Genomic DNA, 21620 nt, shown 5'->3' on the forward strand with positions numbered 1-21620 from the left:
GGCTGGTTTAAAACGTATTCTAAAATAAAAATTACAAGGACACCCTTCATAAGAGATTAGTAAATTAATCACCGATATCGGTTAAAACTGAACATGCACACTCTTCACAACATTAAATCACCGATATCGGTGAATCGATTTGACGATGGAGATTTTCTATCTATAATCACTGATAACGGTGATTATAAGTAAATGATATGGGTAAGCAAGTCACAGAATCGGATATGCCAGAAACGAACGTAATCCTTGATTCGATAAACCTTGGCAAACTAATCAAGGCCAAACGTACGGCTATGAAAATGAAATTAGTGGATTGCGCATCCTTATGTAATGTGGGTATCAATACCCTGTCGCGCATTGAAAATGGTAATCCCAACAGCACACTAGGTGCTACCTTTTCTATCCTCAAAGGATTAGGTATTAAGTTGTCTTATTTGGGAGCTTCAGTGGACTCGTCAGACGATGATTGGGTATAAGTATGGCGTATTCACTGGGTATGTTTTTGCGAGAAAGACAGGTGTATCTGAAAAACAGGTCTACCCGCAGATAAGGGCGCTAGGCGAAGATTTGTCTGGGGCTTTTTCGTTTACAGATATTGCGCCAGATCCTAATGCTCCTGCTAGTTTTAGATTATTAGGCGAAGCAGAGCTCGCAGAGCGGCTTAACAACAAAGAAGATTTTGGCCTGTTACATTGGGATGATAAACTTAGGCTTAGCGTGGCGGGTGTGCAAGACAAGCTCAATGTATTTGTCACCGCACAAGGGCAGATTGCTCAACGCACATTTTAAAGTTCGAAAAACCTAAATGCGAACATCTAGTGCTGAATGAATACATTTGTATGCAATTATCAGCAGCAGTAGGACTGCCAACAGCAAAGGTTGAATTCAAACGCTTCGGCTCTCATCCTGCTTTATTGGTTACTCGCTTTGACAGAAGACTAGACGTAGCCTCAAACCGCGTATTCAGACGGCATGTCATTGATGGCTGCCAAGCTCTGAACATATCAAGGGATTACAAGTACGAGAGGAACTTAGGAGACGGACGGGATGTTTTGCACATAAAAAGCATACCAACGCCGGCATAATGTTAATACGATCCCTTTATCCACCTCAAAGTTAACTGCGCGTAGTCGTGAATGACATAATTGCACTAGCGACTCAGTCCATAGTCTTTGTTTACATCAATGACGCTAATACCAAGCTCTAATGCTTTTATTGTGTCAACAAAATCAAACTGTACTTTACACTCTGCTTTTATCATTTCAAGCCACACATAGCGCAGGCCGTTGGGCCGTCTGCCGGTCCAGAATTCTTCAGTTTTGTTGATGTAGGCAACAACAGGCGCAATATGCCCATCACGATAAATGTGGCGAATTAACTCGAGGTCAGGACCAAAAGAACTTAGGACCGCTGAGCCGCTTATGTCGATAGACTTCAATAACTCTTCAAAGGCTAATTCTTGCTTGCCTTGTCTGTATGCGATCCATGCCCGTGCAATACCTACAGAGTGTTTTTCGCTGCTAAAACTGTCAAACACATCACCGGCTATTTGCTGCTTTATACTTAACTTATTTGCATGTTCAAAGATGCGATTAATCTTGGCATTGACCTCATTGATTGGTTCAAATTGCGCGCTGTATTTAAGGTGCCGGCTTAAATCGCCTATCACTTGGAATGGGTGTTTGCTTGTCGCTAAGCTTCGTTCATAGTCGCGCAGAGTATAAGCAAGTGTACGTCGATTTTTTGTCTCGAAATGAGCGAATCGCTCTTTTATATATTGATGATATTCAGGGTCGTTACACCCAAGCGCATAGTCAGCACGAGCAGTTGAGTTTAATATTATACTTATGCACACAAGTATTACGACTAAGGGTTTTATCATCTGACACACCTTCCAGATACAGTATAAATTTTATACTTTAAATGCCCGCAGAATGATCGTTAAGTAAAAGCTTCTTGGTACGTTCACTACTGTTAAGTGGAAAACTGGACACACATCGTAAGAGTACAAGAAAATCGGCTTCGCCGATAACCGCTTTGGTGGCTCGGCCACTGCTTTATCCGTATGTAAAGTTCAGCACAAAAAGGCTTATTTTAGGGGTAAATGGCAAGCGGACGCCGCGCGGGACGATGGTGCGCAGCGTGCCTTTTTTTACCGACAGTCAAAGTAGTTCATTCGCTTTTCGATAAGGACCCTCGTAATCAAATAAGCGTTCGGTCACTTGCCAGTGATGTTTTTGCTTTTTGGCTATCACAAAGTCAGGCACTGGTAGGTAAGGCAAAAACTTCTCCAATTCTTCCAGTGAGTTGAACTGAATCGACTGACTTGCGTTAGCTATTCTTCGTGCAAATAAATCGTTAAAGGCTTGCCTCGAATTTTTATAATTAAAGCGGAAGGTTTCCGATAACGTGAGGCCGTCTTCGTCATGGTAGGTGACTTTTAAACACTTGTCGGCCCATATAATCTCTGTGGTAATGGCAGCGCAGCGTAATACTTTATTATTCTTTAAATTTAACGCTCTTCTTAATATATCATCGGGATCAATTAGCTTTTCAGAGCAATGCTGGCATTGTCTGGCGGCGATATCGTTTTCTTGGTTACAATGTGGGCAGTGTTTGAAGCGAAAACGGTAAGTGCATTGGGTGTAGACTTCTGTGCTTTCAGGGCCATCTGGGCCTTCGGGACTTTCAATCAAGCCATGGCACCGCCGCCCAAAATGCTCAAGAATATTCCCTTCAGGGTCTTTTCGTCCCCAAAATGCATTGGCAAAACCGCATTGAGGGCAATGAATTTGCACCGCTACTGAATCTTGTGTGGGCTTTTTTTCGCCAATTTCGGGCTGAAAAATATTGTAACCATTATTGGTGTAATCCAATACTAAGCAGTCCTTTTTACTCGGACTGAGGCGCAAACCACGACCTACAATTTGTTGAAATAAACTGATGGATTGAGTGGGACGCAAAATAGCAATGACATCCACGTGCGGTGCATCAAAGCCTGTCGTCAATACAGACACATTCACCAGGTACTTAATTTTTTTGGCTTTAAACGCAGCTATTAGCCCGTCACGTTGTTTTATTTTTGTGGTGCCGGTAATGAAGGCCGTTTGGTCTGCGGGTAAATAACCGGTGATTTCTTGTGCGTGATCTATGGTCGCAGCAAAAATCATCACGCCTTGACGGTCTTGGCTCAGCTGTATAATTTGCTCGGTAACCGCCTTGGTCACTCGTGGGTGTTTGTGGATGAGTTCATTTAAGGCGATATCATCGGTGTCTTGTTCACCGTCCAAGCTTTGAGTCAACAAACTAAAGTCATAATGCGCAATGGCTGCATCATAATGAATGGGTGGCGTTAAATAACCGTTTTTTATCATGTGCTGGAGTGGTAGTTCGAAAATACATTTTTTAAAAAAAGAGGTGGTGCATGGTCGTGTGTAACCATGGTAATGATGCTGATAAATCCAACCGCTGCCTAATCGATAGGGTGTAGCGGTTAAGCCAAGAATTTTTACACTAGGATTAAGCGTGCGAAAATGCGTCAGCGTTTTATTGTATTGACCGCTTTCGTCTATGCCCACTCGATGACATTCATCAATAATAATCAGGCTGGCAGGGACTTGAAAAGAGTCTAGGTTAGCTGAAAGTGACTGAATACTGGCAAAGACTGTTTTTGCTGTACTATTTTTTTGGCCTAGCCCTGCCGAAAAAAGCCCTGCCGAAAAAACACCCGCGGCTGAACCCGTAGCAAGAAATTTTGCGTGGTTTTGCTCAACTAACTCTTTTACATGGGCAAGGCAAATGACGCGACCTTTTGCCAGTCGACTCAACTCAGCAATCACTAAGCTTTTACCTGCACCGGTAGGCAATACAATCACCGCTGGGTCATCGCCATGACGAAAGTGCTTTACAGCCGCCTTAACAGCTTGAGTTTGGTAATCTCGTAATATGAATGCTTGGCTCATAATGCTTGGAATATTGAGGAGGGGTGAAGGTGTTGTGAATGAAACTACAGTAACATAGTGGCCAAGGTGGTTTAGATGTTTTATAAAATATAAAAGCAGGGGGCAAGTCACTTTTTAAAAATCAACTTAAGCACGCAATTAACAACGCAATAAATAATGCAATAAAATTAACAAGCTACTCATCGTCATTCATTTGAAATTGAAAAGGGTGTCTTTTGCACCTGACAGTAATAATTTCTGCAGGGTTTGACTTGCCTCAGGTAGAATGCCGCCACTTAGGTTATTCATTTTTTTTGGACGTGTTTTAGATGCAAATTAATCGTGTAGTGCTGACTGCTGTGGGCTGTGTTTTACTCGCTATGGTGACAATTCAAACCGGCGCGTCTTTAGCAAAACAACTTTTTCCTTTGGTTGGGCCGGAAGGCACCACAGCATTGCGTTTAGGTTTTTCCGCTGCCGTACTTTGGTTAGTGTTTCGCCCATGGCGAGCATTACCTCAGGGGCGAGAATGGCAGAGTATTATTATTTACGGCCTGTGTTTAGGCGGGATGAATATCCTGTTTTACCTCGCTATTGAGCGCATTCCTTTGGGGATAGCCGTGGCCCTTGAGTTTACCGGTCCTTTAGCCGTGGCTTTATTTGGGTCTAAGCGAAAAAGCGATCTCCTCTGGGTTGCTTTAGCCATAGCGGGGATTTTTCTGCTACTGCCTGATTTAGCTAGCGCACAAGGTTTGGATCTTACTGGTGCATTAATGGCCTTAGGGGCTGGTGGGTGCTGGGCAGGTTATATCTTGTTTGGGACTCGCACTGGCAAGCAAGCATCAGGTGGCATTACAGTGGCACTAGGCATGACAGTGGCTGCCATAGTGCTCGTGCCAATTGGCGCAGTGAGCCAAGGCTTAGCGTTAATTACCTGGGAAGTTTTACCCCTTGGGTTATTGGTGGGGGTGTTATCCAGTGCCTTGCCTTACTCCTTGGAAATGGTAGCCCTTAGAAATATGCCTACACAGGCCTTTAGCGTGCTGATGAGTTTAGAGCCAGCGATTGCGGCTTTGGCTGGTCTTGTTATTTTAAGTGAGCAACTGACCTTGTTACAGTGGGCTGCAATTGGTTTGGTCATTATCGCTTCAATAGGCAGTAGTTTTACGCCTAAAAAAGCCATCGAGATGGGGGTGTAACCCCTGTTTTTAACCTTCCTTTCTAATCGGTGGGGCAGGTTCGTTGTAATTACCATAATTACCAAGTCACCCATGATAATGACTACTTTGTTCTATCTAAACATCAAACCCAAGGTCTATTGCATCAGGCTGCTATAGCGTTTATTCTTTTTCGAAATTCAACCAAAGGAAGATATTCGTGCTTAAATCTTATTCAGTAGCCATTAGTGCTGTTTTATTGCTGGCTGCCTGTGATCAATCATCAGAACAAAAAAACAGTCAAGCCCATGAAACTAAACCTGCAATGGCAGTAGAACAAGCTTCTGCTGTAACAGACGTCTTAGAGTCTGAGCGTGTCAACGCTTTCTTCGAACGTACCTTCGAGGATTCAGTTGCCCGTTACCCTGAATTTCTTACTGCGCTTGGGCGTAAAGACCGTGCTGATGAATGGAACGACTTATCAGAAGCGTTCGCTAATGAGTCTATGGAGATAACCAAGAAGCAGCTTGTTGAATTGCAGACTTTCGATCGCGATAAGCTTGATAAAGATACCAGGCTCAGCTACGACTTATCTGTCAAGTCAATGGAAGAGCAGATTGAAGATTATAAATGGCGTTTGTATAACTACCCAGTCAATCAAATGTTTGGACGGCATTCAAGTGTGGTCTCTTTGTTGATTAACCAACATAGAATTGGCGACGTGAAAGATGCAGAGAATTATATCGCGCGTCTAAACGCTGTTCCAAAATTATTTGATCAACTTATCGTTAACCTCGAAGCACGAACAGCGGCCAAGATCATTCCGCCAAAATTTGTATTTCCTCACGTGATCCGCGACGCCAATAACATTATTAAAGGCGCACCATTTGACGATGGCGAACCAAGTGCATTGCTTGCAGACTTTACCAAGAAATTAAATGCATTGAGCGAAAAAGAAGGCGAAGAAGACAGCCAATTAACCGACGATAAAAAAGCCACGTTAATTGATGCAGCCACCTTAGCGTTAAGTGATTCGGTTAAACCAGCATATCAAAAACTTGTTGCTCACTTAACCGAGCTCGAAACCAAAGCCACAACTGACGACGGTATTTGGAAATGGAAAGACGGTGATGCTTTTTATAATGTTGCCCTCAAGCGAACCACAACCACAGACCTCAGTGCCGACCAAATCCATGAAATTGGATTAAAAGAGGTGGCACGCATTCACAATGAAATGCGCGTTATAAAAGACAAAGTAAATTTTGAAGGTGACCTAAAAGCATTTATGCAATTTATGCGTGATGATGATCAGTTTTACTACCTCAATACAGCTGAAGGTAAAGCTCGTTACTTAAATGAAGCCACAACTTTAATTGACGACATGAAGCTTAAGCTAGATGAAATGTTCATCACTAAACCTAAAGCTGATTTAAATGTTAAAGCCGTAGAAGCCTTTCGTGAGCAATCTGCCGGTAAAGCGTTTTACCAACGCCCATCAGAGGACGGAACACGACCAGGTTTGTATTACGCCAACCTGTACGAAATGAAAGCCATGCCAACTTATCAAATGGAAGCCCTTGCTTACCATGAAGGTATTCCGGGACATCACATGCAACTTGCGATTCAACAAGAGTTGGAAGATATTCCTAAGTTCAGAAAGTTCGGTGGTTACACGGCTTATACCGAAGGCTGGGGACTCTATTCAGAATATCTACCCAAAGAATTTGGTGCCTACCAAGACCCTTACTCAGACTTTGGTCGCTTATCGATGGAATTATGGCGTGCAGCTCGGTTAGTGGTGGATACTGGCATACATTCTAAAAAGTGGAGCCGTGAAAAAGGCATTGCTTATTATACCGATAACACACCGAATGCAGTTTCAGATGGCGTGAAAATGGTAGAACGTCATATTGTCATGCCTTCGCAAGCCACCGCTTACAAAATTGGCATGCTGAAAATTCTTGAGTTACGTGCTGACGCCAAAACAAAGTTGGCCGACAAGTTCGATATACGTGAATTTCACGATGAGATCCTTAAGTATGGCCCACTACCACTTAATGTCTTGGAAGCAAAAGTTGATGCCTGGATTGCATTAAAACTGGCAAGCTAAGGTTAGGCATTCTTTAAAATCTGCAAGGATAACAACAATGTTGTTATCCTTTTTTTATGTCTAGCGAATAAATTATGGCCTTACACTTCTTAAGTGTTTGAATGACAGTGATGTTGGATCAATTGATGTTTTTCATCACTATGCATAGGAGTTTTAGAGGGGGATGGCTTCGCCACAAAGACATGTGAACGCCGCGCGGAACGTCGTTTGAGAGGTAGTAATAATAAAGTCATTCTAATTGTTGATGTACCGCCAAAATCTTTATGTCAGTATTAGTTTTAAAACAAATTAATCAAATAATAATATTCAAGTTTTGGAGACTATATGAGAATTTTACTGGCTATCTTATTTGGCAGCATTTTGTTGGCTAATGCTAGCTACGCAAGCCAATCAGCTGAAGACCAAATTGTCGAAAATGTTCATTCAATGTGGAAAGCCGTAGAGACTAATAATTTAAAAGCCTATTTAAAGCATATTCACCCCGATTATTCTGTTTTTGGCGAAAGTGATGTGTATTTACATCAAGGTAAAGATAAAGAAGCGATTGATTATGGTGACTATTTGGGGCGTGTAGAAGGTGTAAGAACCTTCATGCATCAACCACAAGTGATTATTAGAGGGGATACAGCTTGGATATCGTCTCCTGTAGACGCCATGATTGTCACATTACCTAAGGAACCATTATGACTGTTAAAGTTACCGTTGATCTAAATCGAAAATTTATCGTTACCGCGGACATCAATACCGTATTCTCCCTTTTATCTAATGTCCCAGCTTCCGCAGAGCATTTTCCTAAAGTCCACGCAATAACTGCTCTGTCAGACAACTCATATCGATGGGATATGGAAAAGGTCGGTCTTGGTACCTATTCAATCCAAACCAGTTATGCCTGCCTGTATATTTCTGATAGCGATGCTAAAACGATAGTGTGGACACCTATCAAGGGTGAGGGTAACGGCATAGTATCGGGTAGATGGGAATTAACAGAGGTTGCAACCGGTACCAATATTTCGTTTAAAACAAAAGCAGAACTCACGCTACCATTACCTGGATTACTTAAATTAGCGATTAGCCCTTTGGTTAAATTTGAGTTTTCTGGGATGGTCGACACCTATTTGCGAAATCTAAAAAGCTTATGGGGTTAGTCTCGTTAACCCATTGTGGTCATAAAATATCTGAATATCTGGAGTCAGAGTCTGAGGGAACCCCACAAATATAACCCCAGATATACTCTGCCCCCAGATGCCTTGACCCCGCAGTTTGCACGTTTTTTGCAAACGTAACCCTTTTCGTCCAACAACAATTGATAAAGATCCATCGCAATTCATTCACAATTAAAATAGATGTGTTTGTAGGTAACTTGTAATCGTCTTGTTAGGTATGTGTAAACGCATAGAGCCCTAAAACCCTATCAAAATAGACAACATACTTCGTTGAGTGATGCTTGAGCGTAAAATACTTAGTGGGCATACTAAATTATTCCTATATAAAAATAATCACTTGAGAATGTTCTATGAATGCGGAAACACGCAGTTATCGACGGTATGTCCTGTTTATACTTACCTTGGTATATGTATTCAATTTTGTCGATCGACAGATTCTAGTCATTCTACAGGAGCCGATCAAAGCTGAACTTGGTCTGTCCGATACACAGCTTGGTTTATTAACCGGTTTTGCCTTCGCTTTATTCTACGTAGTAGTCGGTATTCCAATCGCCCGATGGGCCGATGTCGGTAATCGCCGAAATATTGTCAGTCTGGCCTTAGTGGTTTGGAGCGGTATGACAGCGGTATCGGGTTTGGCACAAAACTATGTGCAATTGTTACTTGCAAGGATAGGTGTAGGTGTAGGCGAGGCTGGAGCCAGCCCTCCCTCTCACTCCATGATTTCTGATTATTATGCGCCTGAAGAGCGTGGCGCAGCCATGTCTATTTATAGTATGGGGTTGTATATCGGTATTCTGGTTGGCCTGTTATTAGGTGGCTGGTTGGCGGACAAAATTGGATGGCGTATGGCATTTTTTGCTGTGGGCTTACCCGGTATCTTGATGGCCGTAGTAGTGCGTTTAACGCTCAAAGAGCCTCCTCGCGGTGGCGCTGGCATGGTGTCTGATCCTACTGCTGGCGAGGGGTATACCTTTAAAGAGACACTTAGTTACCTATGGGGTTCCAAAGCCTTTCGAAATGCCTCTTTTGCTGCCGGATTCTGTGCCTTTGCGGGTTACTCTACATTAACGTTCTTACCCTCTTTCTTAATTCGCAGCCATGATATGAGTGTCTCGGATGTGGGGTTTTCCTTGGGTCTGATTATTGGTGTTTCAGGTGTGATTGGCGCCCTCAGTGGTGGCTATTTGGCGGACAAGTTGGGCAAAAACGATATGCGTTGGTATATGTGGATGCCGGGCATAGGCGTCTTAATTTCGTTGCCTTTTAGTATGTTGGCACTGACCTTAGAATCCCTGAATGCGGTTTTGGTCTGCATATTTATCAGTAATGTGTTTATGTCCTGTTATCTCGGCCCAACTATCGCGATTGCCCATCATTTGGTCAAACCGTCCATGCGTGCCACAACTTCGGCTATCTTGTTCTTTATTCTTAATATAGTGGGCCTCGGTTGTGGACCTGTAGTGACAGGTATGGTCAGTGACTATTTGGCACCCGAGTACGGCGTAGAATCACTGCGTTATGCATTGATTTTTTCTAGCCTTGTTATTCTGATCGCTGTTGTTCAATATCTTCGCAGTGGCTCAGCTTTACCAAAACATGCCGATGAGAGAAGCCCAGCGGATGGTGAGCTTACGGGAGCATAGCTTGACCTAGGCAAAAAGCCTACGTCAGCCGATGTTTATTGGGATCGTGCTTAGCTATTTTCCTGATAATTCCAGGGTAAGTATTTTTCGGGATGGGCCTTAGCTTGTGCTTGCTCCCGTTGCAGTAGCGTAAAGTAATCCATAACGTTGACGCCCGCTTCCATACCGGTTGCTATCATCGAGGTGATGACATCTCCGATTGTCGCGCCCAGTAATGTTTTATGGAACATCGCGTTTTTTCTGTCTCTCACTACAATTTTCAGCATCGCTTCGATGCCGTTATTGTCGATTTTTGCACCGGGCACGCTGCAAAACAGGCTCAGTCCTGCATAGTGTTTGATAAAGTATTTTATCGCTTTGCCTAAGCCACTGTTTTCTTCTACTGTCTCGTTTGCCAAATGGGTTTCACCCCACAATTTAATTTCTGCCATGACGGGCAACGAATGCGTTTGGTGATATTCAAGCCGTTTGGCTACGCTCAGTTGTTGCTCTTCTACGTGATGTTCGTGTGACCAGATCTCGCCATAGCGCGTTAAAATATGTTCAACTTCTTCCGGGAAATGGTTGATCACATCAACAAACTGCCGCCTTGCATGGCTGTTACATAACGATCCCATGGTTTCCCTCACCGTCGGGCGGTTGCTGGCAAGTGCGTCACTCATAATAATGGGCTGTGCACTGGATTGACTGCGGTTTTGTAAGATGCTGTCAATAAATTCACCGGCATGGCCGATATTGGTTTCGAATAACACGATGTGTTGATTGTTCTTCGTGGTAGCGATAACACCCGAGGTATACACACCACTGCGTAGCTGCGTTTTATCACTGTTACGTATTTTTTTCTCAATGGGCTTAGCATCCAGAATTCGGTGTGTGGTGTCATCAATGGCGTAATGCACGGCATCCGCAGACAGATTTAAAAGGTGGTGAAAGACCGGATAAATGGCATTGCACACCAGCTCAATCTGGTCAAACACCGTTGATGCGCTGATCTTCACGCCCAACAGCTTTTGAATACTGCTCTGGCGGTAAAAAGGTAACCCCGCGAAGTACTTGTAGATCGCCATCAAGGCGCACGCGGAATAACCGTATTTTCGGGTCCCCGGGCCCTCTTGCAGTACGTCCGGTGGCAGCTCCGCCGTGAAATAAGCCCCACATGTATTGCAGCGAACTCGCTCCATCACATGCTGCTCGGGCGTAAACGGACTGTGGCCGGTGATCCGCAAGAAACTGCCTGGCTCGGTTTTATATACCTTACCGGTGAGGCATTCTGGGCAATTATCCCCTTTACTGATGGTGGTTAACGGGTGAATAACCACGGTGGGTTTGACCGGCGTAAATCCCTTATCTGAAGAGGCGCTGGTCTGGCGCTTGTTACCAGGCTTTTGAGGCTTGGCGGGCTTTTGCTTTTTTGGCGTGACATCCGATTGTTTCTCAGATGATTTCTCTATTCCCAGCAATTTTCGTAACTTATGAATAGTAACGTTATGATGCGTTAAACGGTCCTGCATACTCGCCAACGTCAGCAACGCATCCAATAACAACTGGCTGTCTTGCTCACTTAACGCCAGGGTGTTTTCCTTGGCCTCAGTCACGCGGGCTATCAGCGCTTCCAGCGCCTGACCATCAATATCTGTAAAAGGTTTACTCACTGTTTCGCTTAGCCGTTTGTTGTGTGTGGATAGGAGATTGGCAGGCAGTATGATCTCATTAATTGAAAATACAACCCGCTCATGACGCTCATTTATGTTGCCGTAAATGATCGCTTAAGATCAGGCTTGACGGGGCTTAGAAGTTGACGCAACTGCCTGGCCTCAAACGGATGAACAGGTGAATTAACGGTGGGCCAGCATTGAAATTTACCCTTAGATAAACGCTTGGTCATCAACCAAAATCCTGTGCCATCATAGGCGAGCGTGCGGATCATGGTTTTATTGCGATTAATAAACACAAATAAGATCCCGCAACGAGGCTCGTGCGTCAGCCTGCTACGGCAAAGCGCCGCTAAACCATCAATCCCCATGCGAAAGTCAGCAGGCTCAGTGGCGATCAGGATAGGCGTTTGGGCCGTTAAATGGATCACGATCTAACTTCCTGGATCATGGCGACGAGGAAGGCTTGGGAAATATCACCCGAAAGGGTTAATGCTGCACCATTACACAACCGAAGCTCGACACTGAGATGCTCGTTAGCAACAGGCTCCCTCGCGCCTTGCCCAGGTAAGCGAATAAAATCAGAGGATGTTGGGCTTGGTTCAACGGCTTCACGCCATTGTTTCAATTGTGTGCCACTGATCCGCAGCATCGCGGTGACTTTACTGGACGAGCAGTGTTCGAGTAGATCAACTGCTTGTTGGCGCAGTGCTTGTGGGGTTGCAGAACGGCGACTAACCCGGTTTTTTCGCCACAGCTCAAATGCTTCAACGATCTGATTTATTTTTTTAGCGATTGCCATATTTTCATCTTCAATGAATAAGTTGCAAACATTAAACCAGATCAAATTTACGAAGTTGCGCTATGCTGCCGCAAGCTCACCATTGATAGGGTATTCTATGACTAACTTGTTATCACCCTTGGTGGTTTTATAGTACGCATGAGCCGTATACGAGGCCCGTACGTACGGTTCTGTGAGAGGGATGAGGCATAAGCCTCACCCTACTCGATATTGAACTAAACAATTACATATACACCCAGTGTAAGAATGACTATACATTTATCGCCTAATTCCAGAGTTTATTTCGGACAATATCACGGTGGGAGTTTGTGCAGTAAACCCTGTTTTTTCTGCTTTTTCTAGCTTGCTATTGATGGTTTCAGCTCTTCTTGCTCGATGAATAAGGTCATTGACTAATTTTCTTTTATTGGAGTATTCGCCGCTGTCGTTGACCTGCAAGCGCAACCATTCGTCGTTTTTATCTATTAATGAAATACTTTGTCTTGGCATTTTTAATTGCTCACAATTGGCTACTCTGATGTGGTTTTACACCAGAAACGTTAAAGCATCTAATTTAATGCTTTTTGTTGATCGTTGTTGTGATGACTATCGTGTTGGGGCGATAATGCATGCGCTGTGTTTATCTGCATCCCGCGAAGCGTGCTTTTAAGGCATGCGCTGACGCTTACCGCATCTCGATAACTGCTCCTGCGTTATTCTACCTTCCAACATCCATGTCGGTCGCATGCGGTTTTTCAATTGGCATCCTTGCCAAATGACTTACTTTTTTTATAAAGTGCGTCCTACACTTTACCTTTCAGGCCAGCTAAAGCTGTTCCATATTTATCCCGTAAATATGGTCTGCAGCCGCAAAAAATAAGCACAAATTTTTCAGGAAAAAATTTGAACATCCACAGGATGGCCCGAAGGGTGAAATATAGGACGTATTTCATAAAAAGGGCCGCTCGAGGGCAATGCTCTTCATCTGATTATTCGGTAAAGTTAGCGGCTTCAACTGAGTTCAAAACCTTCAAAGTAGTCAATCACACGTCCCTGATGATCGGCACCCAATCTCGACTTCCCTGTCGAGCTGTTCAACTGGGCGAAGCCGTGCTTCTAAAGAATCCACTTTCACCCTACTAAATTGAAGTAATAATCGGCGAGCCTTGAGTCGAGGGTAGGTCAAAAAATAAGACAAAAGCATCGGCTTCACCGACTAAAAATTTTAGATTACTTTGCTGTTAGTTAATATGGATGGTTTTGTTAATCCACATCATCTTCCAACTATCGTCGCTGAGGATGCGTATTTTTGATGGTTGGGTGGGGCTTTCAAATATTTGAGCGAAAAACGGACACACGGAAAATTGTCTGGTAGTCTGGAATTAGGTCGGTTTTCGACCCAAAGCGGACGTTAATGTCTTTGTGAAACAGTCAAAATATAATGCAGATGTGCGAAAAAATTCATCAAAATCGGATAGAGAAAGCGGCTGCACACATGCATTGGTGCATCTTGTTTTTTTCATAATATGCTGTATCAAGGATAGGAAAAGAACCAATGAAAGTCTCTGCTGTGTATGATTTAGTTAGTCACAGAGCTTCCTCAGGAGTTCAACCATTTTAATAAGTTAAGTTCAAAAGGACGTTGCTCGGTGAAAATTAGAAGTTTAAAGATCAGGAACTTTCGTGGGGTAAAACAGCTCGATTGGAGCCTACCAGCAGGCGATATCTTCTGCCTTATAGGAAAAGGCGACTCCTCCAAATCAACCATCTTGGAAGCAATCCGGTATGCGTTCTTTCCCCAATGGAATCCCACGTTCAGCGACTCGGACTTCTATCAATGTAAAGTTGAGAACTCTATTGTCATTGAAGTCACAATTGGCGACTTGGTTGAAGAGTTTTGCTCACTCAACAAGTATGGCAACTACCTCCGAGGATGGGACCCAGCAGCATTGAAGCTAACAGATGAACCGGATGACCATCTGGAGAACGTTTTGACTGTGCGACTCACGGTTGATAAGGATTTGGAGCCGAAGTGGGTCGTGGTCTGCGACCGCACTCCCGATGGTGTTCCGTTCAAGCAAGGCGACAGAAGTAAAGTCAGTGTGGGGTTGATCGGTGCGTACAGCGAGAGGCAACTCTCGTGGGCGACTGGAACTGCGCTAGCCAAGTTGACTGAAGCGCAGAGCCTGAATGAACTTTTGGCGAATGCTTCTAGAACGGCCAGAAGTTCACTGGATGCTAACCGGCCTGTCAGCCTCAAAAACTTTGATGCTGCGGCTGTAAAGTCGCAGGAAATAGCAAAGCTGCTAGGTGTCCCAGTGAAGGATGCGTACAAGGCCCACCTTGATCTGACATCCATAAATCTGAAGGTGGGCGGTCTAACCTTGCATGAAGGCGACATGCCGTTGCGTCAATTGGGTCTTGGATCGAGGCGAATGTTGCTATGTGGTATTCAAAAAGTTGGCCTCGAAGAAGGTCATATCACGTTGTTCGATGAAGTGGAGTTCGGCTTGGAGCCGCACCGGATCTCCCGACTTATCAAACACGTTAGAGAAGACAAGCGGGGGCAATACTTCCTCACGACCCACTCGCCCATCGTGCTGCGCGAACTTACAGTAAACGAGCTCCACATCGTTCACAACAATGATGGGGTAGTTCAGATGATTTCTGCTGCCAAAGAGAGCCTTGACGAACATGAGGTGCAGGGGAAAATTCGGTCAAGCACAGATGCATTTTTGGCAAAGAAGGTTGTCGTGTGCGAAGGCGCTACAGAGGTTGGCTTCCTGAGAGGCTTTGACGACTATCAGGTAGAAAATAAGAAAGATCCGTTTTCCTTTCATGGCGTGGCAATCTTGAATGCAGGTGGCGGAAGCAAGGTGAAGGGGCTAGCGAAGGCTTTTAAGTCGCTCTGCTATGATGTATCGGTACTTGCTGATGCAGATGCTGAAGACCAATTTTCTGCTGCTGACGTTGCCGAGCTGGATGGGCTGGGGGTTCCAGTCCATGTTTGGAGCGACAAGCTTTCATTGGAAGAGCGGGCCTTCCAAGATCTGCCGTGGCCCAACGTATTGGCCAGTGTGAAGCTCGCTCAAGATGAGTTGGGTTTTTCTGCGCACGACCAAGTACGATCCAAGTTCCTTGAAGAGCTAGACAAGAATATTGACACATGGATGGACAGCCCCAAACTACGAACTGCCATCGGTGTTGCTGCGAAGAAGGCCGGTTGGTTCAAAGACACAACCAGAGGCGATCTATGGTTTAAGGCCGTAAGCCCGGCGTTTCAAGATGAAGCTTTCTGCAAGAGGAATCTGGCTCTTGAACTCGTCAAGCTTTGGACATGGGCAGAGCATGTCTGAAGTACTGGCAATCAAGCTCAACGAATGCACAACTAAAGGGTATGTGATCGCACCCGCCGGGTATGGGAAAACGCATCTTATAGCATTGGCAGTAAGGGCTTCTGTAGGCCGGCAACTGATTTTGACCCACACATTTGCGGGCGTAAACTCGATTAAGACCAAGATGGCCGCACTTGGTGTTCCTGCCTCCAAATATCAGGTGGACACGATTGCAAGCTGGTCGCTGCGCCTCTGCTTGGCATATCCCAAGACTTCGACATGGAAGACAGAAAACCCGACCAGCAAGCAGTGGAACAAGCTCTATGAATGTTGTGCTGGTTTGCTGATAAAGAGGTTTATTCGTCGTGTCGTCGCTGCTTCTTATGTCGGCGTGTACGTAGATGAGTATCAGGACTGCTCCGATCTTCAACACTTGTTGGTCTGCGCCTTGGCCGAGTTCTTGCCAAGCCGAATCTTAGGTGATCCCATGCAGGCCATATTTAACTTTGGCGAAGGCAAGCCTGTAGATTGGGACGAGAGTGTCTACCCCCTTTTCGATTGCTTGGGAAAGTTGGAAATCCCATGGCGCTGGGAAAATGCGGGTGAACCAAAACTTGGTGCTTGGTTGAAGGAAGCTCGAAAGAAGATAGAGTTGGGTCAGAAAATCGACCTGTCTGTCAATCGTCCACCTTGCGTGGTTCGAGTATACACCGAACCGGTATATTTGGCATCAAACAAGTACTCTTCGCTCTGCAATCTGCTTGGTCATGACGACAGCGTAATTGCTCTCCATGACGGGGCTCAGAAGTCCAAAAACAAGACTCACCAATTAGCACGGACCATGGCTGGCCGGTTTTCTTCAATTGAAGAAGTTGAAGGCAAAGATCTTCACTTGTTTTTTAAGAAATTCGGAGCCGCTAAGACAGTCCAAGCAAGCTTTCTTCTCGCATTGGACTTTGCCAAGAAATGCTTTACTGGCGTGAACAAGACACTGACTGCGGCTACCAAGAGGGGGGATGTGGCAAAGCAAACTAAAAGGACCAAGTATCCAGGGGTTTTGCATTCAGTGAATGCTTACCTGGAACAACCAACAAGCTTCCACCTTAAGTCATTTTTCTTGGAGTTGAAGTCCAACCCAGAGACATCGGCTTATCGTCGTGACCTGCTGTATCGCTTCCTCAACGTATTGAAGATCCACATCGACGGCGAGGGGGTAGATCTTACCGAGGCAGCAAACCTGTATCAGCGCGAGATGAGGCATAATGGACGGCCGATCAGCCACCGAAAGCTCATTAGGACAACGTTGCTAGTCAAGGGACTGGAATACGACCATGCGGTTATTCTCGATGCAGACACACTTGATGCTAAGGATTTGTATGTCGCTATGACTCGTGGGTCAAAGTCCCTTACCATTATTGGAGCAGGCAGATACTTGCCGGGGAAGTAATGAGTGATGGTAAGCCATTGGCTATTACTAAATAGAAAAGAACCATTACTCTTATATGAGCCTATTGTCCGTAGGACAATTTAGTCCGCTTTGGGCGTAAAGCAGTTGTGCAACTAAACCCGCTTTTGGCCGTTACTTGAATTATTCAAAATATCAGCACCCATCCTAAAAAGGCAAATTATTAGACCTTGTCGATATCAGCTCCAGTGGCTCCACCACTGCTTTCCCCGCCGTTAAAGTTTCAGCATAAAAAAGGCTTATTTTAGGGGTGAAACTGGATTCTTTAGAAGCACGGCTTCGCCCAGTTGAATATCTCGACAAGGACGTCGAGATTGGATTCCGATCATCATGGAGGTGTGATTGACTAAATATAAGGCCGATCTTCCGCACCACTTTTAATAATAAATATGCTGGTATTCACTGCCCAGACAATCAATGATTATTTTTTGTCGTTCTTTTAGGTTTACCACTAACTCTTTCCCCTCAATATACAAGAGGGTCACCCCTTGAAAACACTGAAATACCCAACGGGCGGTGGGGTTTTGACTGGGTTTCTTCTTCATGTCTGGGAAGTAACGGTTTTGGACTTTTAACTGTTTACGTATTTGATGTTCTAACGAAGCGTAAACCATTAAGCAGCTGGTCATCACCATCAGTAGTGCTTCAATACGCTCTGGTTTTTTGTTTGCCCAGCGAAGCTGGCAAACCCGTCAGGTTGAAAGAAACCTGAATCACCCCGATTGAGGGGAAGATAATCCGAATGGTAAGTGCGTCACTGGCTAACGGTGGGGTGTGAAGGAAGCCATAGGAAGTTAGCGATACACAGCGTAAGCGAACCTGTTTCGGCGTGGTGGGTGGGTAAGCGTGCAAAATAGCGCAACGCCCAATACTCAATCAGACCCATTACGTGTTTGAGGGTGGAATAGCTAATAGGGAGCCAGTGCAGTAACTGGGGAAGCCTGACATCATTTCCAGTGTAACTGGAAGTTTGTATCCAAGAAGTGATTCAAGGTACAGATTGGTGGGAGGTGGCAGATGAACCCGTAGTAGTGAGTAAGGTCAGGCCTGTGAAAGCCAGTAATGGTGTGGAGGATAAAACCAGACCGACTGTTGGCAGTGTGTTCAACAGAGCAGGCAATACTCAAAAGGTGTTGTCTGTTGCGAAGGGGGGAAGTGTACTATAAGTGTCTGTTGTTCTTTTTTTTTGAAGTGTTGTGGACTCATAAGTGTGCCGACGGGCACAGACATCTTGCTAATGGTTGCTTAGGAATAAGTGGACTGTGGTGAAGAGCCGAGTATTGGATTAGCTTGTTAACGCTCAAGTAGATTGCCCCGATTAAGGGGCTAGCACGTTTGAGAAACAAGTGAAGTTGTCAGCCACAATGATGATAAAGCCAAGACAACGACCACAAGTTAAAGGTGAGGGTGGAAATGTTCTACAGTCTTTATGGTCGATTGTTACATGCGCAAGCATTAGAAGCGGCTTATAAACAAGTGGCAAGGGCGAAAGGTGCGGCCGGAATAGATGGGCAGAGCCTAAGCGATTTTGCAGCTGACTTGCAGAGCAATCTTCATATTTTACTGCTCGAACTGAAAGGTAAAACCTACCAAGCGCAGCCTGTACGTCGGGTAGAAATACCCAAAGAAGATGGCAGTATGCGATTGCTTGGGATACCGACAGTGCGAGACCGCATCGTCCAACAAGCGTTATTAACGATATTGCAGCCCATCTTCGATAAGGATTTTCATCCATCTAGCTATGGATATCGCCCGAAGCGAAGTTGCCATGATGCGATTAACAAGGCCACATTGTTTATAAGGCAATATGGTCGGCGTTGGGTCGTGGATATGGACTTGTCAAAGTGCTTTGACCGTTTATCCCATGAGTTAATACTCAAAGGCGTTAAGTGCAAAGTCACAGATGGCAGTGTGCTGAAATTAATCCAACAGTTTTTATCCAGTGGTGTGATGGAAGGTAACGAAGTGATACCGACTATCAAAGGCAGTCCGCAAGGCGGGGTAATCAGTCCGTTGTTATCGAACATTTACCTTGATGCATTCGACCAAGAAATGAAACGCAGAGGGCACCGAATAGTGCGTTATGCGGATGATATTTTAGTGTTATGCATCAGCCGAGTAGGCGCAGAGCATGCCTTGAACATTGCCACGACTATTTTAGAGGATGATTTACAACTTGTTGTGAATAAGACCAAAACCCATATCACGCACAGTGATGATGGTGTTAAGTTCCTCGGAGTCGAAATTGGGACACAATATACCCGAATTCAACCTAAGAAACTGGTTAACTTCAAGCAGCGAGTGAAGCAGCTCACTAAGCGTAATACAGGGAAACCGCTGATAGATATCATTAAACGGTTAACCCCTGTGCTAAGAGGGTTCGCACATTATTTTAAGATAGCCAATTGCAAGCGAGAGTTTGTGAGCTTGATGAAATGGATAAGAAGACGCATGCGCGCTATTCAATTGAAGTTGTGGAAACGCCCAGCTCGTCTTCATAGACGACTAAGGCAACTTGGCTTCAAAGGAAAGTGTGTCTTCATAAAAATGGCGTCATGGCGCAATGCGAATTGTCCAATGGCGACTATTGCCATGAAGAATAGCTGGTTCGATGAAATAGGGCTTTATCACATTGATAGGGTATTCTATGACTAACTTGTTATCACCCTTGGTGGTTTTATAGTACGCATGAGCCGTATACGAGGCCCGTACGTACGGTTCTGTGAGAGGGATGAGGCATAAGCCTCACCCTACTCGATAAGGTAAATAGCACTGGTTAAAAAGTCGGGGCTCTTTAAGAATCGAAAGCCTTTTTCTACGGACTGCTGGGATTTGTAGGTACTGAGTATCTTTTCCATGCTTAAATCATCCGCTAAATCATTACTAGCGATGATAAATAAGCCCAGCTGCTTCAACGCATCCTGTCGTTTTGCAAGACCAGTATAGAGGCTCCCTGTGATGTGATAATACTCACGTTTAGGCTGTTTGTCCTGGGAAGGGCGCCCTGCACCCGCGTAAACAGGCACCTTGTTGATCTGGCTGTCGACCATCAGATAAGGCTGTTTGACTTCCCACTGCGCTAAAGCTTGTTTGGCATCCTCTTGGCATGCAAACTCCTGTTGACCCAATTTCTTGAAGGACTTACGGCCTTGTTCAAACTGTTTGAGCATCCGCTTATCCAGATTATGGCCTTCACGTTTTCTGGCTTGCTCACTGCATACCAGCAACCATTTTTGCGCCACATCACCATAGCTCGTTTCGTGCCACACGCCTTGATAACCGTCGCTTATATCAACAAAGTCCAGTTGATGGGCTTGAGCGATTAAACTTTTCGCCTCGTTCAATGTTTGAGGAACACGGGTAATAAACAACTGATTGATTGCATCAAGATGAACAATACTTTCTTTGACATACAGCGCCGCATCGGCCACCAGATAGCGGCTCGCTTGTGCGGCTTTTAAGCTTTGGATATGAGACTTAACAATTTTTTTGAAACCTTCCATATCATTAGTGTTGCCGCTGGACGGCTTCATATATACCGGAATGCCCGACTGGTTTTCGCAAATAAGATTTAAGATCACCTGATTGAGCTCAGGTCGATGCTCTCTGGAGTAGCCTTTGGCGACCTGGATGCAGTTGAACTCATCCTCTGCTGGCCTACCTTGGCCGTCATAATGGAAACTCGTGGAGTCGAGATGAACAGAGTCACAAGGCAAGTCTAGGTGTTTAACTACGGCTTCACCAAGGGTTTGATAAAGGGCTGAAACGCCTTTTTCATACAGCGCATCCAGACAGCGACCTAGGGCATCATCGTTGATATGCTCAGGCTCGATCCCGGGTGCAATCAGTCGCTCAAGAGGTTTGTCCTCGAAATATTCGCTGTACATATGCAGGGTACGGCCAGTAAAGCCCAGGCCATTGATAATCATGGCGACAAAGAGCTGTCCAAAGCTGATATTTCTCTTGTCTGAGACGCCAAGAGCTTGATCAATAATTTGGGCTAAGCGGATTTCTTTGCAAAAACCGGCAACCAGACCGTGGTGTTCTAATGTTTTAGTAAAAGGTGAGGACATAATTCTAGCTCTCAAAAGAGAGTAATAGATCAAGATCTGAGATCTACGTCAAGTTTTTTTTCATTATTCTTTAAATCGTCTGTTTATTGACCAAAATTAATGGTTAATTTAAGTGCGGAACGACAGTTAAATTGACTGCACACCAACTAATTCTAAATAGGTGTAAAAATATTGAAAGCGGATGTCCTGTTTAGTTAACCTTGAATCAAATCCATATCTGCAGTAGAAACAGGCTTTATTTCTATCTCTGGCTTTTGTCATTTCGTCGCTTATCTCTTGTTAAGCCATTACGAATCA

At 44.8% G+C, this 21620-nt stretch carries 19 protein-coding genes and 1 pseudogene; 12 read left to right on the plus strand and 8 right to left on the minus strand.

The annotated features are described in order from the left end of the window. Positions 1–197 precede the first annotated feature (197 nt). The 3 genes from CXF95_RS13300 to CXF95_RS30635 are packed head-to-tail and all read left to right on the plus strand — an operon-like array spanning position 198 to position 1085. The gene (locus CXF95_RS13300) at positions 198–476 is read left to right on the plus strand and encodes a helix-turn-helix domain-containing protein (RefSeq protein ID WP_101199134.1); all 279 of its coding nucleotides are present in this window, start codon (positions 198–200) and stop codon (positions 474–476) included. Next, the gene (locus CXF95_RS30630) at positions 463–789 is read left to right on the plus strand and encodes a hypothetical protein (protein ID WP_232787832.1); all 327 of its coding nucleotides are present in this window, start codon (positions 463–465) and stop codon (positions 787–789) included. The genes CXF95_RS13300 and CXF95_RS30630 overlap by 14 nt, the downstream gene beginning before the upstream one ends. A 29-nt stretch (positions 790–818) precedes the next feature. Continuing rightward, positions 819–1085 (plus strand): HipA domain-containing protein, encoded by a 267-nt coding sequence (locus CXF95_RS30635; RefSeq protein WP_232787833.1) that lies wholly within the window; start codon positions 819–821, stop codon positions 1083–1085. Between the two features lie 65 nt (positions 1086–1150). Here CXF95_RS30635 and CXF95_RS13310 read toward each other — a convergent pair whose 3' ends face one another. Then, positions 1151–1882 carry a hypothetical protein gene (locus tag CXF95_RS13310; protein WP_101199135.1) on the minus strand — a complete coding sequence of 244 codons (732 nt, stop codon included), beginning with the start codon at positions 1880–1882 and terminating at the stop codon, positions 1151–1153. Positions 1883–2162: 280 nt separating this feature from the next. Further along, a complete protein-coding gene (locus tag CXF95_RS13315; protein ID WP_101199136.1) occupies positions 2163–3962 on the minus strand; it encodes a DEAD/DEAH box helicase in 1800 nt (599 codons plus the stop codon). 308 nt (positions 3963–4270) lie between these two features. On the opposite strand from CXF95_RS13315, the gene CXF95_RS13320 reads away from it, so the two are divergent. The 5 genes from CXF95_RS13320 (at position 4271) to CXF95_RS13340 (ending at position 10017) form a co-directional block, all read left to right on the plus strand. Continuing rightward, positions 4271–5140 (plus strand): DMT family transporter, encoded by an 870-nt coding sequence (locus CXF95_RS13320; RefSeq protein WP_101199137.1) that lies wholly within the window; start codon positions 4271–4273, stop codon positions 5138–5140. 178 nt (positions 5141–5318) lie between these two features. After that, entirely contained in the window at positions 5319–7208 is a 1890-nt protein-coding gene (locus CXF95_RS13325; RefSeq protein ID WP_101199138.1) for a DUF885 family protein, read from the plus strand. Between the two features lie 324 nt (positions 7209–7532). Next, on the plus strand, positions 7533–7895 hold the full coding sequence (locus CXF95_RS13330) for a nuclear transport factor 2 family protein (protein WP_101199139.1): 363 nt from the start codon (positions 7533–7535) through the stop codon (positions 7893–7895). Continuing rightward, on the plus strand, positions 7892–8353 hold the full coding sequence (locus tag CXF95_RS13335) for an SRPBCC family protein (RefSeq protein WP_101199140.1): 462 nt from the start codon (positions 7892–7894) through the stop codon (positions 8351–8353). Before CXF95_RS13330 ends, CXF95_RS13335 begins: the two co-directional genes overlap by 4 nt. A gap of 368 nt (positions 8354–8721) precedes the next feature. Further along, positions 8722–10017 carry an MFS transporter gene (locus tag CXF95_RS13340; protein ID WP_101199141.1) on the plus strand — a complete coding sequence of 432 codons (1296 nt, stop codon included), beginning with the start codon at positions 8722–8724 and terminating at the stop codon, positions 10015–10017. Positions 10018–10067: 50 nt separating this feature from the next. On the opposite strand, the gene CXF95_RS13345 is transcribed toward CXF95_RS13340, so the two are convergent. From CXF95_RS13345 to CXF95_RS13360, 4 genes are all read right to left on the minus strand, one after another. After that, positions 10068–11669: a transposase gene (locus CXF95_RS13345; protein ID WP_101199142.1), complete on the minus strand. Its 1602-nt coding sequence runs from the start codon at positions 11667–11669 to the stop codon at positions 10068–10070. Positions 11670–11761: 92 nt separating this feature from the next. Next, entirely contained in the window at positions 11762–12100 is a 339-nt protein-coding gene (gene tnpB / locus CXF95_RS13350; RefSeq protein WP_101199143.1) for an IS66 family insertion sequence element accessory protein TnpB, read from the minus strand. Next, positions 12097–12471, minus strand: coding sequence for a hypothetical protein (locus tag CXF95_RS13355; protein WP_101200367.1), 375 nt, complete (start codon positions 12469–12471; stop codon positions 12097–12099). Before CXF95_RS13355 ends, tnpB begins: the two co-directional genes overlap by 4 nt. A gap of 258 nt (positions 12472–12729) precedes the next feature. Continuing rightward, complete coding sequence (locus CXF95_RS13360; protein WP_101199145.1) at positions 12730–12960, minus strand: CopG family transcriptional regulator; 231 nt, start codon at positions 12958–12960, stop codon at positions 12730–12732. Positions 12961–14099: 1139 nt separating this feature from the next. On the opposite strand from CXF95_RS13360, the gene CXF95_RS13365 reads away from it, so the two are divergent. Continuing rightward, positions 14100–15806, plus strand: coding sequence for an ATP-dependent endonuclease (locus CXF95_RS13365; protein WP_101199146.1), 1707 nt, complete (start codon positions 14100–14102; stop codon positions 15804–15806). Beyond that, a complete protein-coding gene (locus tag CXF95_RS13370) occupies positions 15799–17232 on the plus strand; it encodes an AAA family ATPase (protein WP_101199147.1) in 1434 nt (477 codons plus the stop codon). Before CXF95_RS13365 ends, CXF95_RS13370 begins: the two co-directional genes overlap by 8 nt. Positions 17233–17627: 395 nt before the next feature. Here the strand turns inward: CXF95_RS13370 and CXF95_RS13375 are convergent. After that, positions 17628–17915, minus strand: a pseudogene (locus tag CXF95_RS13375) (IS1634 family transposase); the annotation flags it as partial. 318 nt (positions 17916–18233) lie between these two features. Between CXF95_RS13375 and CXF95_RS13385 the strand changes: the two are divergent. After that, positions 18234–18416 (plus strand): hypothetical protein, encoded by a 183-nt coding sequence (locus CXF95_RS13385; RefSeq protein WP_101199148.1) that lies wholly within the window; start codon positions 18234–18236, stop codon positions 18414–18416. A gap of 247 nt (positions 18417–18663) precedes the next feature. Continuing rightward, complete coding sequence (gene ltrA, locus CXF95_RS13390) at positions 18664–19905, plus strand: group II intron reverse transcriptase/maturase (protein ID WP_232787834.1); 1242 nt, start codon at positions 18664–18666, stop codon at positions 19903–19905. Between the two features lie 95 nt (positions 19906–20000). Here ltrA and CXF95_RS13395 read toward each other — a convergent pair whose 3' ends face one another. Next, positions 20001–21323 (minus strand): IS1634 family transposase, encoded by a 1323-nt coding sequence (locus CXF95_RS13395; protein ID WP_101199150.1) that lies wholly within the window; start codon positions 21321–21323, stop codon positions 20001–20003. Positions 21324–21620 lie beyond the last annotated feature (297 nt).

This window comes from Paraglaciecola sp. MB-3u-78, assembly GCF_002835935.1.
Classification (GTDB): Bacteria; Pseudomonadota; Gammaproteobacteria; order Enterobacterales; family Alteromonadaceae; genus Paraglaciecola.

Coding starts and splice junctions, on each gene's coding strand:
- CXF95_RS13355 (WP_101200367.1), bottom strand. CDS start 12,471: ATGGCAATCGCTAAAAAAATAAATCAGATCGTTGAAGCATTTGAGCTG.
- CXF95_RS13315 (WP_101199136.1), bottom strand. CDS start 3,962: ATGAGCCAAGCATTCATATTACGAGATTACCAAACTCAAGCTGTTAAG.
- CXF95_RS13370 (WP_101199147.1), top strand. CDS start 15,799: ATGTCTGAAGTACTGGCAATCAAGCTCAACGAATGCACAACTAAAGGG.
- CXF95_RS13320 (WP_101199137.1), top strand. CDS start 4,271: ATGCAAATTAATCGTGTAGTGCTGACTGCTGTGGGCTGTGTTTTACTC.
- CXF95_RS13300 (WP_101199134.1), top strand. CDS start 198: ATGGGTAAGCAAGTCACAGAATCGGATATGCCAGAAACGAACGTAATC.
- CXF95_RS13310 (WP_101199135.1), bottom strand. CDS start 1,882: ATGATAAAACCCTTAGTCGTAATACTTGTGTGCATAAGTATAATATTA.
- CXF95_RS13360 (WP_101199145.1), bottom strand. CDS start 12,960: ATGCCAAGACAAAGTATTTCATTAATAGATAAAAACGACGAATGGTTG.
- CXF95_RS30630 (WP_232787832.1), top strand. CDS start 463: ATGATTGGGTATAAGTATGGCGTATTCACTGGGTATGTTTTTGCGAGA.
- CXF95_RS13335 (WP_101199140.1), top strand. CDS start 7,892: ATGACTGTTAAAGTTACCGTTGATCTAAATCGAAAATTTATCGTTACC.
- CXF95_RS13395 (WP_101199150.1), bottom strand. CDS start 21,323: ATGTCCTCACCTTTTACTAAAACATTAGAACACCACGGTCTGGTTGCC.
- CXF95_RS13330 (WP_101199139.1), top strand. CDS start 7,533: ATGAGAATTTTACTGGCTATCTTATTTGGCAGCATTTTGTTGGCTAAT.
- CXF95_RS13340 (WP_101199141.1), top strand. CDS start 8,722: ATGAATGCGGAAACACGCAGTTATCGACGGTATGTCCTGTTTATACTT.
- ltrA (WP_232787834.1), top strand. CDS start 18,664: ATGTTCTACAGTCTTTATGGTCGATTGTTACATGCGCAAGCATTAGAA.